This window comes from Microbacterium sp. NPDC056003, from assembly GCF_042274785.1.
GTDB lineage: Bacteria > Actinomycetota > Actinomycetes > Actinomycetales > Microbacteriaceae > Microbacterium.
Window position 1 is genome coordinate 278,903 of the sequence record NZ_JBHJXQ010000003.1, and the last position, 14,093, is coordinate 292,995.

13 protein-coding genes are annotated in these 14,093 nt (G+C 71.6%); 2 read left to right on the top strand and 11 right to left on the bottom strand.

All coding sequences use genetic code 11. From position 1 onward, the window contains the following. Position 1: 1 nt before the first annotated feature. Positions 2-442, bottom strand: coding sequence for a Fur family transcriptional regulator (locus ACFC1W_RS13690; RefSeq protein WP_375993509.1), 441 nt, complete (start codon positions 440-442; stop codon positions 2-4). 48 nt (positions 443-490) lie between these two features. Next, positions 491-1,486 carry a stage II sporulation protein M gene (locus tag ACFC1W_RS13695; protein WP_375993511.1) on the bottom strand — a complete coding sequence of 332 codons (996 nt, stop codon included), beginning with the start codon at positions 1,484-1,486 and terminating at the stop codon, positions 491-493. A 16-nt stretch (positions 1,487-1,502) separates the two neighbouring features. On the opposite strand from ACFC1W_RS13695, the gene ACFC1W_RS13700 reads away from it, so the two are divergent. After that, complete coding sequence (locus ACFC1W_RS13700; RefSeq protein WP_375993514.1) at positions 1,503-2,348, top strand: RDD family protein; 846 nt, start codon at positions 1,503-1,505, stop codon at positions 2,346-2,348. Positions 2,349-2,352: 4 nt separating this feature from the next. Here ACFC1W_RS13700 and ahcY read toward each other — a convergent pair whose 3' ends face one another. The 5 genes from ahcY to ACFC1W_RS13725 all read right to left on the bottom strand — a co-directional run bounded on the left by ahcY (position 2,353) and on the right by ACFC1W_RS13725 (position 7,459). Further along, positions 2,353-3,828 (bottom strand): adenosylhomocysteinase, encoded by a 1,476-nt coding sequence (ahcY, locus tag ACFC1W_RS13705; RefSeq protein WP_375993516.1) that lies wholly within the window; start codon positions 3,826-3,828, stop codon positions 2,353-2,355. Positions 3,829-3,888: 60 nt separating this feature from the next. Then, positions 3,889-5,316 (bottom strand): dTDP-4-dehydrorhamnose reductase, encoded by a 1,428-nt coding sequence (gene rfbD / locus ACFC1W_RS13710; protein WP_375993519.1) that lies wholly within the window; start codon positions 5,314-5,316, stop codon positions 3,889-3,891. After that, positions 5,306-6,316, bottom strand: a complete 1,011-nt coding sequence (rfbB, locus tag ACFC1W_RS13715) for a dTDP-glucose 4,6-dehydratase (protein WP_375993521.1) — start codon at positions 6,314-6,316, stop codon at positions 5,306-5,308. The genes rfbD and rfbB overlap by 11 nt, the downstream gene beginning before the upstream one ends. Next, on the bottom strand, positions 6,313-7,185 hold the full coding sequence (rfbA, locus tag ACFC1W_RS13720; protein WP_375993524.1) for a glucose-1-phosphate thymidylyltransferase RfbA: 873 nt from the start codon (positions 7,183-7,185) through the stop codon (positions 6,313-6,315). The genes rfbB and rfbA overlap by 4 nt, the downstream gene beginning before the upstream one ends. 67 nt (positions 7,186-7,252) lie before the next feature. Then, entirely contained in the window at positions 7,253-7,459 is a 207-nt protein-coding gene (locus ACFC1W_RS13725) for a DUF3499 family protein (RefSeq protein WP_241112342.1), read from the bottom strand. A gap of 188 nt (positions 7,460-7,647) precedes the next feature. On the opposite strand from ACFC1W_RS13725, the gene ACFC1W_RS13730 reads away from it, so the two are divergent. After that, entirely contained in the window at positions 7,648-7,998 is a 351-nt protein-coding gene (locus ACFC1W_RS13730; protein ID WP_375993527.1) for a metallopeptidase family protein, read from the top strand. Between the two features lie 10 nt (positions 7,999-8,008). Here ACFC1W_RS13730 and ACFC1W_RS13735 read toward each other — a convergent pair whose 3' ends face one another. The 4 genes from ACFC1W_RS13735 to manA form a co-directional block, all read right to left on the bottom strand. After that, positions 8,009-9,427, bottom strand: coding sequence for a DUF5719 family protein (locus ACFC1W_RS13735; protein WP_375993530.1), 1,419 nt, complete (start codon positions 9,425-9,427; stop codon positions 8,009-8,011). Then, positions 9,424-12,279: a glycosyltransferase gene (locus ACFC1W_RS13740; RefSeq protein ID WP_375993533.1), complete on the bottom strand. Its 2,856-nt coding sequence runs from the start codon at positions 12,277-12,279 to the stop codon at positions 9,424-9,426. The genes ACFC1W_RS13735 and ACFC1W_RS13740 overlap by 4 nt, the downstream gene beginning before the upstream one ends. Before the next feature lie 87 nt (positions 12,280-12,366). Continuing rightward, a complete protein-coding gene (locus tag ACFC1W_RS13745; protein WP_241112346.1) occupies positions 12,367-12,690 on the bottom strand; it encodes a WhiB family transcriptional regulator in 324 nt (107 codons plus the stop codon). Between the two features lie 182 nt (positions 12,691-12,872). Next, the gene (gene manA / locus ACFC1W_RS13750; RefSeq protein ID WP_375993537.1) at positions 12,873-14,036 is read right to left on the bottom strand and encodes a mannose-6-phosphate isomerase, class I; all 1,164 of its coding nucleotides are present in this window, start codon (positions 14,034-14,036) and stop codon (positions 12,873-12,875) included. Positions 14,037-14,093 lie beyond the last annotated feature (57 nt).

The window sequence follows — 14,093 nt, forward strand, 5'->3', positions numbered from 1 at the left end:
ATCAGTGGGATGCCGCGGCACAGGCCGGGCAGACACCCCAGAACGTCACCTCGGCGACGCTCACGGCGTACCCGTGCGCGTCGGAGGGCGTGAGGCACGGCGCCGGACCCACCGCGCAGTCGACGTCCTCGACCGCACCGCACTCGGTGCAGACGAGATGGTGATGGTTGTCGTCGACGCGCAGCTCGAACAGCCCCGGACGGCCCGCCGGCTCGATGCGCCGGACGAGACCGGCGTCCACGAAATCGCCGAGTGCGTTGTACACGGACTGCAGGCTCGTGTTCGGAACGGTCATCGCGACGAGCGCGAAGAGTTCATCCGCGCTCGCATGGGGACGCTCGCGCACGGCGTCGAGCACAGCGCGGCGGGAGTCCGTCACGCGCAGGCCCGCGGAGCGGATCCGCTCCCCCGCGTCGTGCGCGGTGGAGGGAAGCGAGGTCATGCACCCATCCTAGCCTCTTTTGAGAGATTCAAAAAAGGGGAGGATGCTTCATCCGGCGACGAGCGTCGGAGTCCCTGTCTCGTACTCCGTGAGGTCGCCGGTCTCACCGCGGCGGTGCGCGCGACCCCCGATGACGATCATGTAGACCAGGAACAGCGCGAGCGCGAGGGCGCCGATGCCGATCTTCACGGGCCACGGCCACGGCTGCGCCGTGACGAAGCCCTCGATGGCTCCTGCGACGGCCAGCCACAGCACGAGGCCGATGGCGATCGACGCGAGCGAGCGGCCGGCCGAAGCGATCGCCTCGCCGCGCGTGCGACGGCCCGGCGCGACCCACGCCCAGAAGATTCCGAGGCCCGCAGCCGCCGAGACGAACAGGCACGTCATCTCGAGCAGTCCGTGGGGAAGGATGTACAGCACGAAGACGTCGCCGCGGCCGAATGCGAGCATGACCGCCGCCGCAGTTCCCACGCTGACGGCGTTGGCCACGAGCACCATGACCGGCCAGAACCCGGTGATGCCGAAGATCACGCATTGAACGGCGAGCCAGGCGTTGTTGGTCCACACGGTGCCCGCGAACGTCGCCGGATGCTTCTCGCTGTAGTAGTCGGTGAAGTCGCCTTCGGCGTACTGCTCGAGCTGGAGCCGGTTGCCCAGTGCCGCGACGAGCGCGGGATCGCCGGAGATCCAGAACGCCACGACGGTGCCCACGAGGATGAACCCGAGCGCGATCACGAGCGTCCCCCACCGCACGCGGTAGAGCGCCGCGGGCAGCTGGAGCGCGAAGAACCGCGGGAGCTGTCGCAGCACATTCTCCGGCGCCCCGGTCAGCCGCAACCGGGCACGCGCCAGCATGGTCGAGATGTGGTCTCCCTGGATGCTGCGCCCCGCCGACGTCTTCGCGTCAGCCAGATCGGCCGACGCAGCGCGATAGCGGTCGACCAGTTCGTCGACCTCCGCCCCGCTCAGCCGCCGAGCGCGGCTGAGCTCGTCGAGACGCTCCCATTCCGCCCGTCTCGCGGCGGTCAGGGCGTCGAGATCCATGTGCTTCACTGTACCCATGACCGACGTCCGCCCGACGATCATCGACATCCACCAGGACGAGGTGCTCACGGGCGAAGCCGTCGCGCTGGACGTGCAGCCGATCGGGTACTTCCTGCGCGCCCTGGGTGTGCTGATCGACATGCTGATCGGCGTGGCGCTGTTCCTGCTGCTGCTGCTCATCGTCGGCTGGCTCGACGGTCAGGGCGCGCTTCCTCCGGACTCCGCGCCGATCCTGACGATCGCGATCGTCGTCGTGGTGACCGTCGCCGTGCCGACCCTCGTCGAGACGACCTCGCGCGGCCGCAGTCTCGGCAAGCTCGCCGTGGGCGGGCGCATCGTCCGCGCCGACGGCGGCGCCGCAGGATTCCGCCATGCGCTCATCCGCGCCCTCATCGGCGTGTTCGAGCTCTGGTTCACCTTCGGCGCCGTGGCCGCGCTCGTCGGGGCGTTCACGCCTCGCTCGCAGCGGCTGGGCGATCTGATGGCCGGCACCTACTCCGAGCGCACGCGCACCCCTCGCCTCCCGCCGGCGCCGTTCGAGACCCCGCCTCCGCTCATCGCATGGGCGGAGACCGCCGACGTCGCACGCCTGCCGGAGCGACTCGCTCGGCGGTTGGCGCAGTTCGGCCAGTCCGCGCGCAACATGGAGCCGTCGGCCCGGGCGCGGGTCGCGGCATCCCTCGCCGCCGAGGCGTCGCTGCACGTGTCGCCCGTGCCCGCGGTCGACCCCGAGACGCTGATCATGGGCGTCGTCGCGCTCCGCCGTCAGCGCGAGCTGCGCGCCCTCGAACTCGAGCGCGACCGGGTCGCCGCGCTCACCGGCACGACGCCGGCCGCGCCGAGGGGCTTCCCCGCGCGCTGAGGCGTCAGTACCGGTAGTGGTCGAGCTTGTACGGCCCGTCGACCGGAACGCCGATGTACGCGGCCTGCTCCGGTGTGAGGATCGTGAGCTCCACGCCGAGCGCGGCGAGGTGCAGCCGGGCCACCTTCTCGTCGAGGGTCTTGGGGAGCGTGTAGACGCCGACCGGGTACTCGTCCGGGCGGGTGTACAGCTCGAGCTGGGCCAGCACCTGGTTGGTGAACGACGCGCTCATCACGAACGACGGGTGGCCGGTGGCGTTGCCGAGGTTCATGAGGCGGCCCTCGCTCAGCACCAGGACGCTGCGACCATTCGGCAGGCGCCACTCGTGCACCTGCGGCTTGATCTCGATCCGCTCGGCGCCCTCGATCGCCGCCAGCCCCGCCATGTCGATCTCGTCGTCGAAATGGCCGACGTTCGCGACGATCGCGAGGTGCTTGAGCCCCAGGATGTGCTCCGGCGTGACGACCCGCGTGTTGCCGGTGCCGGTGACCACCAGGTCGACCTCGCCCAGGACGGACTCGAGCCGCGCCACCTGGAAGCCGTCCATCGCCGCCTGCAGCGCGCAGATCGGGTCCACTTCGCCGACGATCACCCGTGCGCCCTGCCCCCGCAGCGCCTCGGCCGCGCCCTTGCCCACATCGCCGTAGCCGGCGACGAACGCGATCTTGCCGCCGATCAGCACGTCCGTCGCCCGGTTGAGCCCGTCGGGCAGGGAGTGGCGGATGCCGTAGGTGTTGTCGAACTTGGACTTCGTCACCGAGTCGTTCACGTTGATCGCGGGGAAGAGCAGCCTGCCGGCGGCCGCGAGCTCGTAGAGACGATGGACGCCGGTGGTGGTCTCCTCGGTCACGCCGATGAGCCCCTGCGCCATACGTGTGAAGCGCTGCGGATCGGCCGCCAGGCTCGCTCGCAGCGTGTCGAGGACGATGCCGTACTCCTCGGAGTCGCCGGGTGCGGCATCCGGCACCGCTCCTTCCCGCTCGAACTGGACGCCCCTGTGCACCAGCAGGGTGGCATCGCCGCCGTCGTCGAGGATCAGATTCGGCCCGTCGAACCCCTCGGTCGACCAGTCGAAGATGCGGTCGGCCAATCGCCAGTACTCCTCGAGCGTCTCGCCCTTCCACGCGAACACCGGAACGCCCGCCGGTGCGTCGACGGTGCCCGTCGGACCCACGACGACCGCGGCCGCCGCTTCGTCCTGGGTGGAGAAGATGTTGCAGCTCGCCCACCGCACCTGGGCGCCGAGAGCCACGAGGGTCTCGATGAGCACGGCCGTCTGCACCGTCATGTGGAGCGAGCCGGCGATGCGCGCTCCGGCGAGCGGCTGCTGCGGGCCGTATTCCTCGCGCAGGGCCATGAGCCCGGGCATCTCGTTCTCGGCGAGACGCAGCTGGTGCCGCCCCGCCTCGGCGAGCGCGAGGTCGGCGACCTCGAAGTCGAGCGGGCGGACGGCGGCGGTGGCGGGCGACTCGATCGTCATGCGCCCATTCTCGCACCCGGCGCGGGACACGCGCGGCGCAGTGGTCCGCCTCGTGCCGCGTCAGCCGGCAGCCGCGCGCCAGCCCGGCAGCTCCGCCGACAGGTACGCGGCGAGGGACTCGCGATGGTCCGGCGGGTCGAACCCGACACCTCTGATGCGGCCGAGGGCGAGCACGCTGTTGCGCGGTCTCGGGGCGGTCGGCGACCCCGCCGAGGCCGAGTACCCCTCGGTGGACACCGGCGCGACCCGGTCGGGATCCTGTCCGGCGGCGGAGAACACCTCGCGGGCCACCTCCGCCCACGTCATCGGCTCACCGGCGCCGGTCACGTTGTACACACCGTAGGGTGCGTGGGACTCCAGGAGGTGGGCGATCGCACGTGCCAGGTCGTCGGCGAACGTCAGACGCCCGCGCTGATCGTCGACGACCGACGGGGATGCGCCCCTCGCCGCCAGGTCGTGCATCGTGCGGAGGAAGTTCCTGCCCGCTCCGATCACCCATGACGTGCGGACGATGTAGTGGCGCGGCGCCGCGGCGACCGCGATGTCGCCGGCGGCCTTGGTCTGCCCGTAGACCCCGAGCGGGCTCAGCGCGTGATCCTCGGGGTACTCGCCGTCGAAGGTCCCGTCGAACACGTAGTCGGTCGAGACGTGGACGAGCGTGAGCCCGTGGTCCGCCGCGACCCGGGCAAGCGCGGCGGCGCCCTCGGCATTGACCCGCCAGGCGGTCGCCCGCCCCTGCGGAGATTCCGCAGCGTCGACCGCGGTGAAGGCGGCTGCGTTGACGACGGTGTCGTAGTCGCGCCAGGGTCGCGCGGAGGAGAGATCCGCCCCCAGGTCGAGGTCTTCGTGCGAGGCGTACTCGACGCGACGGTCGCCGAGCACCCTTCGCAGCGCGATCCCGAGCTGTCCGTTGGCGCCGAGCACCAAGACCTTCCGCGGCGCGACCGGGATGACGTCACCCAGGCGCGGGTGCGCCCGGTCCTTCGCCGACATCACAGCCCGGGACAGGGGGATGGGCCACGCGATCGCCGCCGTCTCGTCCGCGAGATTGAGGAACACGTACTCGGCGGAAGCCGACCAGTGATCGTTCACCAGGTAGGAGTATGCCGTTCCGGGATCCAGCGTCTGGTAGGCGTTCCCCACTCCGCGGGGCACGAACACCGCGCGTGACGGGTCGATCTCGGCCGTGAAGACCGTCCCGAACGACGGCCCGTCCCGCAGATCGACCCAGGCCCCGAAGACCCGGCCCGTCGCGACCGAGATCCACTTGTCCCACGGCTCGGCATGGATCCCTCGTGTCGTTCCCACCTGCTCGTTGTACGAGATGTTCTGCTGCACGGGACCGAAGTCGGGGACGCCCGCGGCCGTCATCTTCGTTCGTTCCCAGTTCTCTTTGAACCATCCCCGCTCGTCGCCGTGAAGCGGCAGGCTCACGAGGAGGAGTCCCGGAATGGGCGTCCGTTGGACGGCGAGCGGATCAGCGCTCACGTCGCTCCTCGACGGAGCGGTAGAAGGCCTCCGTCGCCTCCTTCGATCCGGCCCACCAGTCCTCGTTGGCGCGGTACCACTCGATCGTCGCTGCGAGTCCGGCGTCGAAGTCGCGCCGCGCGGGCTCCCAGCCGAGCTCGTCACGCAACTTCGACCAGTCGATGGCGTACCGCAGGTCATGGCCGGCCCGATCGGTCACGAAATCGAAGGCGTCGTCCGGCTGGCCCATCAGCCGCAGGATGTCGGCGAGTACGTCGGCGTTGCTGCGCTCACCGTCGGCGCCGATCAGGTACGTCTCCCCCACGCGCCCGCGCTCCATGATCGCGAGAACCGCGGACGAATGGTCGTCGACGTGGATCCAATCCCGGACGTTGAGCCCTCGGCCGTACAGCTTCGGCCGGATGCCGCGCAGGATGTTCGTGATCTGCCGCGGGATGAACTTCTCGACGTGCTGACGCGGGCCGTAGTTGTTGGAGCAGTTCGACAGCGTCGCCCGAAGACCGAACGAGCGAACCCACGCGCGCACGAGCAGGTCGCTCGCCGCCTTCGTCGAGCTGTAGGGCGAGGAAGGGTTGTAGGGGGTCGTCTCGGTGAACCGCTCGGGATCGTCGAGGGCGAGATCGCCGTACACCTCGTCGGTGGAGATGTGGTGGAACCGGCGGTCATGGCGCCGGGCTGCCTCGAGGAGCGTGTAGGTGCCCACGACATTGGTGTCGATGAAGGGGCGCGGTTCGGCGAGGGAGTTGTCGTTGTGGGATTCGGCGGCGAAGTGCACGACCGTGTCGGCGCCGGCGACGAGGTCGTCGACGAGCGCGGAGTCGGCGATGTCTCCCCGGACGAAGGCGAGGCGGTTCTCGGGCAGGCCGGCGAGCGAGCGACGGTCGCCGGCGTAGGTCAGCGCATCCAGGACCGTGATGTGGGCGTCGGTGTGCGCGACGAGATGGTGCACGAAATTCGAGCCGATGAAGCCGGCGCCACCGGTGACCAGGACGTCCTTCACGACCTGCCCTCCCCGAGGATCTTGAGGAGGTAGGAGCCGTACCCCGACTTGACCAGCTGCTCTGCACGGGCGTGCAGCGCCTCGTCGCTGAGGTAGCCCTGCCGCCACGCCACCTCTTCGGGCACGCCGATGTTCAGTCCCGTCCGCCGTTGCACCGTGCGCACGTAGTCCGCCGCATCGGTCATGTCATCGAAGGTACCGGTGTCGAGCCAGGCGCTTCCGCGCGGGAGGACCTCGACGCGGAGCGCATCCCGTGCCAGGTACGCGAGGTTCACATCGGTGATCTCGAACTCCCCCCGCGCGCTCGGGCGGAGATCGCGGGCGATGTCGACCACGTCGTTGTCGTAGAAGTACAGCCCGGGCACCGCGAAGTTGCTCCTCGGTGCGCGGGGCTTCTCCTCGAGGGAGACGGCCCGGCCGGCCCCGTCGAACTCGACGACGCCATACGCCTCCGGCCGTGCCACCCAGTACGCGAAGATCGCGGCACCCTCGATCCTGCCGAAGCGCTGCAGCTGAGTTCCGAGCCCCGGCCCGTACAGGAGGTTGTCACCGAGAACGAGCGCGACCGAGTCGTCTCCGATGAAATCGGCGCCGATGGTGAACGCCTGTGCCAGACCGGACGGAGTGGGCTGCACGGCGAAGCTGAGTTCGACGCCGAACTGGGAGCCGTCACCGAGGAGACGGCGGAACTGCTCGAGGTCGTGCGGAGTGGTGATGACGAGGATGTCCCGGATGCCGGCCAGCATCAGCGTCGACAGCGGGTAGTAGATCATCGGCTTGTCGTACACCGGGACGAGCTGCTTCGAGACGCCGAGCGTCACCGGGTGCAGGCGTGTGCCAGAGCCCCCGGCGAGAATGATCCCCTTCACGCGTGCATTGTGTCACGGCGGGCGGCACTCACGCGCGACGGCGCGGCGGGCACGGGGCCGTGGGCGATCAGGCGCGCAACCTCTCGTGGCGCACCACGACCCACCCCTTGGGCACGGACAGGCGGTCGGTGTGGATCGCGCACAGGTCGTGCGCGTGCGGATCGCCCTCTCCACCGAGGGGCCCGAGGGCGGCCATCTGGTCGCCGTAGTCGTAGGTCAGCGTCGATACGGCCTCGCGGGCGCATCCGACCTTGGAGCAGAGTCTCTCGCGCATCGGCACGACACTATCCACCGGAGGCCGCCGCGACGGGATGCCGCGCCCGGCGGACGCCGATCGGCTGGCGCTCCGATCCGCGAGCCTAGGATGGACGCATGGCGTGGCGGCGGACCCGGAGCACCGAGACGACGCATCGGCGCGCCCCGCGACACGGCCGTCACGGGCGCGAAGGGCGCAGTCCGGTCGTGAGGCCACCACTCCCCCCGCTCGACACTCGCGTCGAGCGCTTCGACCTCGCCGTCGGCACGGCGGCGGAGTTCCTCCGCTCGGCGTGGCCCGAGCTGCGCGAGGTGAGCTTCGAGATCGCCGACATGCCGCAGGCGGCCGATGAGGACGGCATCCCTCGGTGGACGGTCCTCTCGGACGCGAAGCGCATCATCGTGTACCGGCTCCCCATCGAACGACTCAGCCACCTTCACCGCGACGACGAGCTCCACCGCCGAATGATGGTCGAGAGCTGCGTCTTCCGCGCGGCCGCCGAGTACCTCGACCGCGACCCGTGGGATCTCGGCCCCGAACGGTTCCGCTTCCTGTGACCGGGCGCTCTTACGGGTAGACGACGATCTCGGGGGCCGCGGCATCCGCCGGCCAGACCGGAATGCCCGCGAGCGCACGGTTGCCGGTCAGCGAGATCCCGGCGCGCACCTCGCTGGTGCCGGGATCGAGCACGTAGACCGTCCGGGTGGACAGCCGGGCGGTCATGCTGCCGTTCGCGGGCACCGCGAGTTCGAGCTTGTACGAGCCGTCGGCGGACGTCAACGACACCTCGGCTGGCTTGTCGCCGGGATTGACGAGCGTCAGCGCGGGCGGCGGGCCGGACGGCACAGCGAACAGGCTCGGCACGCCGATGGGCGGCGACGGGGTGTACCAGGCGAAGTCGTCACCCTCTTCGAAGCCGGTCGTCTGCCAGACCGCCGACACCAGCGGAGCGTCAGCGGTCACCTGCACCGTGTAGGTGCCCCGTGCAAGGCCGCTGAGGTCGACCTCGACCGGCTCCCCCGCGGTGAGGGGGACGTCGTCGGGCTCGAGGGACGGTTCGGCGCGCCCGGTGGCGGTGACCGTGATCTTCGCCGTCGTGTCGGTCGAGGGGGACAGCACGCGCAGCACAGTCGCGGCGTCGGAGGCGCCGTCGGCCCCCGGGTTCCGTGTGACCGCGACGCCCGTGATCGTCTGGACCGCCTGCGGCTCGGCCACCGCGCCGACCTGGTCCACGCCGCCGGGAGTCAAGGTGCGCGTGATGCTCGCCTGCAGCGAGGCGTGGATGGCCGCCCCGACGGCCGATACGCGCACGACGGGGCTGGCCTCGCCGATCAGCAGGCCGGCCAGCGGGATGACGCGCTGCTCGCCGGCGGGAACGACCAGGTCGGTGCCGCCGGGTGGCGTCGTGGGCCCGTCGGCTCCGTACACGGTGAGCTGCACGCGGGCGGGGACGACGCCGGGGTTGGCGAGCAGCACGAGGTCGGACGCGCCCGTCTCGCCGGAGCCGCCCACCAGCCACGACTCCAGCAGGGGCGGCCGGCACGCCGAGGCTGCGTAGCCGGCGAGGTCGTCGTCGGTCGCGGTGGCCGCGCCGGCCGCTGCCAGGTCCACGCGCTCCCGCTCGCGCGGCGGAGAGGTGAAGACCGTGGGTCCGTCGCCTTCAGGTAGGCCGGGCACGTTCAGCACCTGCTCCTGCGGGTCCTCGGCGCCTTCGCTCACGCCGCTGGTGAGCACCTGGCCCTTCACGAGCGAGATCGCTTCGACGTCGTCGACGTCGCGGCCGAGGGAGAGCAGTCCGCCGTCGCACGAAGCGACCGACGCCGACGGGGCGGGCACCGTGGAGATGCTCAGCGGCTCACGGGTGAGCGTCGGCCAGGGGACGGAGACCGCGGTGACGACGGCCACTGCGGCCACTGCCGAGACGGCGGTGCCGGCCAGCAGCCGTGTGCTGGTGGTCGCCCAGTGGAACACGCGGCGGTCGCTCATCGACCCTCCTGCCAATAGGGCCCGACGACGCGCGGCATGCGCCGCGCCTCTCGCCGCGACGCGGCCGTCGGAAGGGCGAGGAGCAGCGCCGCGGCGAGCACGGCGAGCTGCGCGCCTGCCACGAGACCGGCCGTGACGTGCACCGCGGCGGGGACCGACGGCCGGGACGCCACCTCCGTCGTGACGCGCCACAGCGTGCCCTTGGCGGTCTCACCGACCGAGTCGAGGCTGTCGCGCTGGTCGAGCGAGGTGGTCACCGAGAGCCGCATCGCTCGCGCGGCGTCGGACTCGGGCGGCAGCGCGGGCGCGAGGAGGACGAACCCGACGCCGTGGCCGGCGAGTTCCGCGACCACGTTCTCGGCGGATGATGTCGCGAGGTCGGCGGCGAGCTCGGCGATGACGGAGTCGTCGGCCGACGTCTCGGAACGCGTCGAGAGCAGGGTGGTCTGGCCGCCCAGGGTCTCACTGCCGCCCCACACGACACGCGCGGAGAGTCCCGTGACGTTCTGCGGCGTCAGCACGATCGTGCCCACATCCGGATCGTCGCGGCCCTCGGCGGCCACGTACGCGGGAAGCGTGCTGGCGGGTCCGTTCGTGAGCAGCGCGGTGCCTCTGGCCAGCGCGGTGAGCGAGGGAAGCGCCAGCAGCGCGACCGCGGCGAGCACGACCGCCGCGACGAGTCCCCGTGCGATCGCGAGGCGCGGCGCGAGGCCGGCGTCCAGCGTGACCAGGGCGCCGCCGACGGCGCCGAGCCACGCGAGGCTGAGCCCGCATCCCGCCCAGATCGCCACCGGGATCGACTGCTCGAATGACACGGCGACCCCGACGGCCGCGAACGCCGTGCCGAGCCCCAGGGCGGTGAGCGCCAGCAGCACGATGCCCGCTGCCCACCGCTGCGTGAGGGGGGCGGCGAGCGCGAGGAGCGCGACCGGCGCGGCGAGCAGGGTGACCCACCACGTCGGGAAGTCGGCGGGCACGAAGGTCGTCCAGCCGGCGAGATCGGAGGTCGGGATGCCCGCCGCCAGCAGGGCGCGCCCGGCGGCGTCGGCCGCCACCTGGGGGCCGGCCCACGGCATCCCCGGATCGGACAGCAGACCCCAGGCCTCACCGCGGCGGATCGTCGTCCACACCAGCGGCGCGAAGATCACGATGGACGGCACCACCGTCCAGATCAGGCGTGCGACGCCCCGTCCGCCGCGCAGGACCACGGCGAGCACGATGGACGCGGCCCACACTACGGCGAAGGCGGGGGCAAGCGAAGGGGCGACCGCCAGGACTGCGGCGAGGAGGAGGGATGCCGCGCCCGCGCCGGCCCACGACCGATGCGCGACCGACCCGGCGAGGAAGAGCCAGGGAAGCAGCACGTGCGCGATGACCGCGGTGGGGCGACCTTGCGTCAGCGCGATGAGGAACGTCGGCGCGAGCGCCCAGAGCGCACCGCCCGCCAGACGCAGCAGCGATCGGTCGGTGACGCGGGTCGAGACGAACCATCCGCCGAGCGCCGCGAGCGGCAGGGCGAAGACCCACAGCACGACGAGGGCGCGCGACGGCTCCCACGGCGACAGGGATCCGAGCACGGCGATGACGGCGGCGAACGGGTCCGCGGGTCCGATTGTGTCGAGGCCGAGCGCGCGCTGACCGAACGCCGCATCCGCCCAGAGCTGCCCGACCGTGCTGCGCAGCGGCTGGAGCGCTCCCCCGCCCAGCACCGGCCATGCCAGCAGCGCCGGGAACGCCGCGACCCCCACCACGAGCGCCGCGAGCACGAGCCACGCTCCGCCTCCGGCGAAGAAGCGCAGTTCACCGCGACGGTGGGCACCCGCGGGGCCTGGATCCGGTTCGTCGCCGAACCGCTGGCTCAGCTCGGTGCCCGTCGTGCGCAGCGGCTGGAGCTGTGCCCACGACGCGCGCCGGGGTCCGGCCAGGCGGCGGCGCGAGCGCGCCACCGCGGCAGGTCTGACCATGACGAGGATGGCCGCGCCCCACTCGGGCAGGATGCTGCCCGGCTCTTTGCGGACCAGATCGATGATGGTGCGCCAGAGCGCGAGGGGAAGGATCGAGAGCCACAGGAACGGCACCGCGGCGGCGTGTGCGTAGACGAGGCGCCGGTGCAGCTGCGCGACACGCGCCGAGAACGTCGCCCGTCGCCGGCGCTGAGGCGTCAGGGGCGTCGGGGGCCCGGCGACGCCGTCTCCGGAGGTGGCCACGATCGCCGTCGGGGCGAGCGATACGCGTGCGCCGGCCAGGCGGGCGCGCACGCCGAGATCGAGGCCCTCGTCGGCTCCGGCGAGGGCGGGGTCGAGCCCGCCGAGCTGACGCCAGGCGTCGGCGCGCACGAGCAGTCCACGCACATCCGCGCCGAGGACGTCGTCGCGCCCGTCGTGCTGGCCTTGGTCGAGCTCGCCGTCGGCGAAGCCCACCGCGCGGCCGAAGCGCGTCATGCCGACGCCGAGGGACACGATCTCGGAGCGGTCGTCCCAGCGGACGAGCTTCGGAGCTATGCATGCCACCGACGGCGCGAGCTCGAGCGCGCCGGCGAGCCGGGCGAGCGCGTCGCGTTCGGGTGCGGTGTCCTGCGCGAGGAGCCAGACCGCGTCGCCGTCCAGCCGCGGAGACACCAGGGCGACCGCGGCCGCGTACCCCGTCGACGCGGGCGCGGTCACGACCGACTCGGCCCCGGAGGATGCGGCCACGTCGGCGAGCGTGTCGTCGCCGCCGCACAGGATGAGGGTGAGCACGTCCACTGGACGCGTCTGCTCGGCGAGAGCGGCGAGCGTTCGCCGCAAGTGGTACGCGGCGGGCGTGCGACCGTCGGGGCGCACGACGAGAATGGCGTGGACTCGAGCGGGCATGACCCCGTCAGCCTAAGCGGCGGGGCTGACCGGCCGGCGACGCACGCGCCGGGTCTGCGAGATCGGGCAGGTCAGCGCTCGCGAAAGTCAGGCGCGGCGCTTGAGCTTGCGGCGCTCGCGCTCGCTGAGACCGCCCCAGATGCCGAAGCGCTCGTCGTTCTGCAGCGCATACTCGAGGCATTCGCCCCGGACGTCGCAAGAACCGCAGACGCGCTTGGCGTCGCGGGTCGAGCCGCCCTTCTCGGGGAAGAACGCCTCGGGATCGGTCTGCGAACACAGAGCGTCGGTCTGCCACGCGAGGGGATTGTCGTCCTCGCCCTCGACGGGCCGGCGCACGCCCGGAACTCCGAGCTGCACCGGATCGACGAACCAGTTGTCGGGAACGCCTGAACGGTATTGCGATGCCGTCATCTCGTTCTTCCCCCCGGGAGATCCCCCTGCACGCGGTGTGCGTGTACGAGTAATTACACCCGTGTAGTTCACCGAGGTCAAGTCGCAGATACTAAAGCCTCAAGTCCCGATTGAAGTTTCGCGACGCGCCGACGGCGTGTCGCGCTTCGTAACGGTCGGATGAGAACTCGACCCCGGCGACCTCAGCCGACACCCGCACGGCCCGGAGCCGCGAGGAACAGCTCGCCGTCGCCGGTGACACGCACCGATCCCTCGTCGGGCGTGACGAAGGCAGCCTGTCCAGGTCCCAGCGTGAGCGACGCCCCGCTCGTCGCCCCGACGACGACCAGCTCCCCCGCGGTTGCCAGCGCGATCGCCGGCCCGCCGACCGGGACGCGCCGCTCGCCGGCGCCCGCTGCCTGCACGCGGTCGAGCGAGAAGTCGGCGACCGGGACGTCGAAGCGGTCCACGCCAGGGCTGACAGGGCGCGGATGGACGACATCGACGGCACCAGGGCGCGGTTCGACGACGGCGAGCAGCTCCGCGATGGCGATGTGCTTCGGAGTCAGCCCGCCGCGCACGACGTTGTCGCTCGCGGCCATGATCTCGACGCCGAGACCGCTGAGGTACGCGTGCAGCATTCCGGCGGGCACGAACAGCCCCTCCCCCCGGCGGAGGGTGATGCGATTCATCAACAGCGCGACGACGATGCCCGGATCCCCGGCGAACTGGGCATCCATCGAGCGGACGAGGTCGAGCTCGGCGGCGAACTCTTCCGAATCCGCTGCCGCCGCCGCGTCGATGATCGCGCGTACGTCGGGTGCCGCCTCGTCTGTGAGCACCCAGGCGAGCACGTCGGCCATCGAATCGTCCGCCGCCAGCCGCTCCGCGAGGGGGCGGGCTCCGGGTCCGACGGCGTCGATCAGCCGGCGCGTGGAGGTGAGGTCGCGCAGCCCGGCGAGCGCGTGGAACTCATCGCTCACCGCGACGATGAGCTCGGGCTTGTGGTTCGCATCGCGGTAGGTGCGGTGCGAAGCATCCCTCGGAATGCCCGCGTCCTCCTCGCGCGCGAACCCCTGCTGTGCCTGCGTCTTCGACGGATGGACCTGGATGGAGAGGGGGGATGCCGCGGCGAGCAGCTTGAGAAGATAGGGGAGCTGCGCCGGAGCCCCGGTGGCGGCGCCGTCCTGGGCGAGCCAGGCGTCGAGGGTACGGCCGTCTGCCGTCACGGCGGGGTCGGCCGGATGGTCGCCGAACCACACCTCCGCCTCCGGACCGCCGGACGGTGCGCGACCGACCAGGTCGGGGATGAGGGTGGTCGATCCCCAGGCGTACGCCCGCGGATCGTTCGTCAACGGAACGAGCATGGATCCAGCGTAGACGGCGTGCCTGCGACGGCCGTTCCCGCGAGATCCCGCACGGGG

Bases quoted from the DNA above. Each gene is read 5' to 3' on its own strand.
- ACFC1W_RS13690 (WP_375993509.1), bottom strand. From the start codon at position 442: ATGACCTCGCTTCCCTCCACCGCGCACGACGCGGGGGAGCGGATCCGC.
- ACFC1W_RS13695 (WP_375993511.1), bottom strand. From the start codon at position 1,486: ATGGATCTCGACGCCCTGACCGCCGCGAGACGGGCGGAATGGGAGCGT.
- ACFC1W_RS13700 (WP_375993514.1), top strand. From the start codon at position 1,503: ATGACCGACGTCCGCCCGACGATCATCGACATCCACCAGGACGAGGTG.
- ahcY (WP_375993516.1), bottom strand. From the start codon at position 3,828: ATGACGATCGAGTCGCCCGCCACCGCCGCCGTCCGCCCGCTCGACTTC.
- ACFC1W_RS13725 (WP_241112342.1), bottom strand. From the start codon at position 7,459: ATGCGCGAGAGACTCTGCTCCAAGGTCGGATGCGCCCGCGAGGCCGTA.
- ACFC1W_RS13735 (WP_375993530.1), bottom strand. From the start codon at position 9,427: ATGAGCGACCGCCGCGTGTTCCACTGGGCGACCACCAGCACACGGCTG.
- ACFC1W_RS13740 (WP_375993533.1), bottom strand. From the start codon at position 12,279: ATGCCCGCTCGAGTCCACGCCATTCTCGTCGTGCGCCCCGACGGTCGC.
- ACFC1W_RS13745 (WP_241112346.1), bottom strand. From the start codon at position 12,690: ATGACGGCATCGCAATACCGTTCAGGCGTTCCCGACAACTGGTTCGTC.
- manA (WP_375993537.1), bottom strand. From the start codon at position 14,036: ATGCTCGTTCCGTTGACGAACGATCCGCGGGCGTACGCCTGGGGATCG.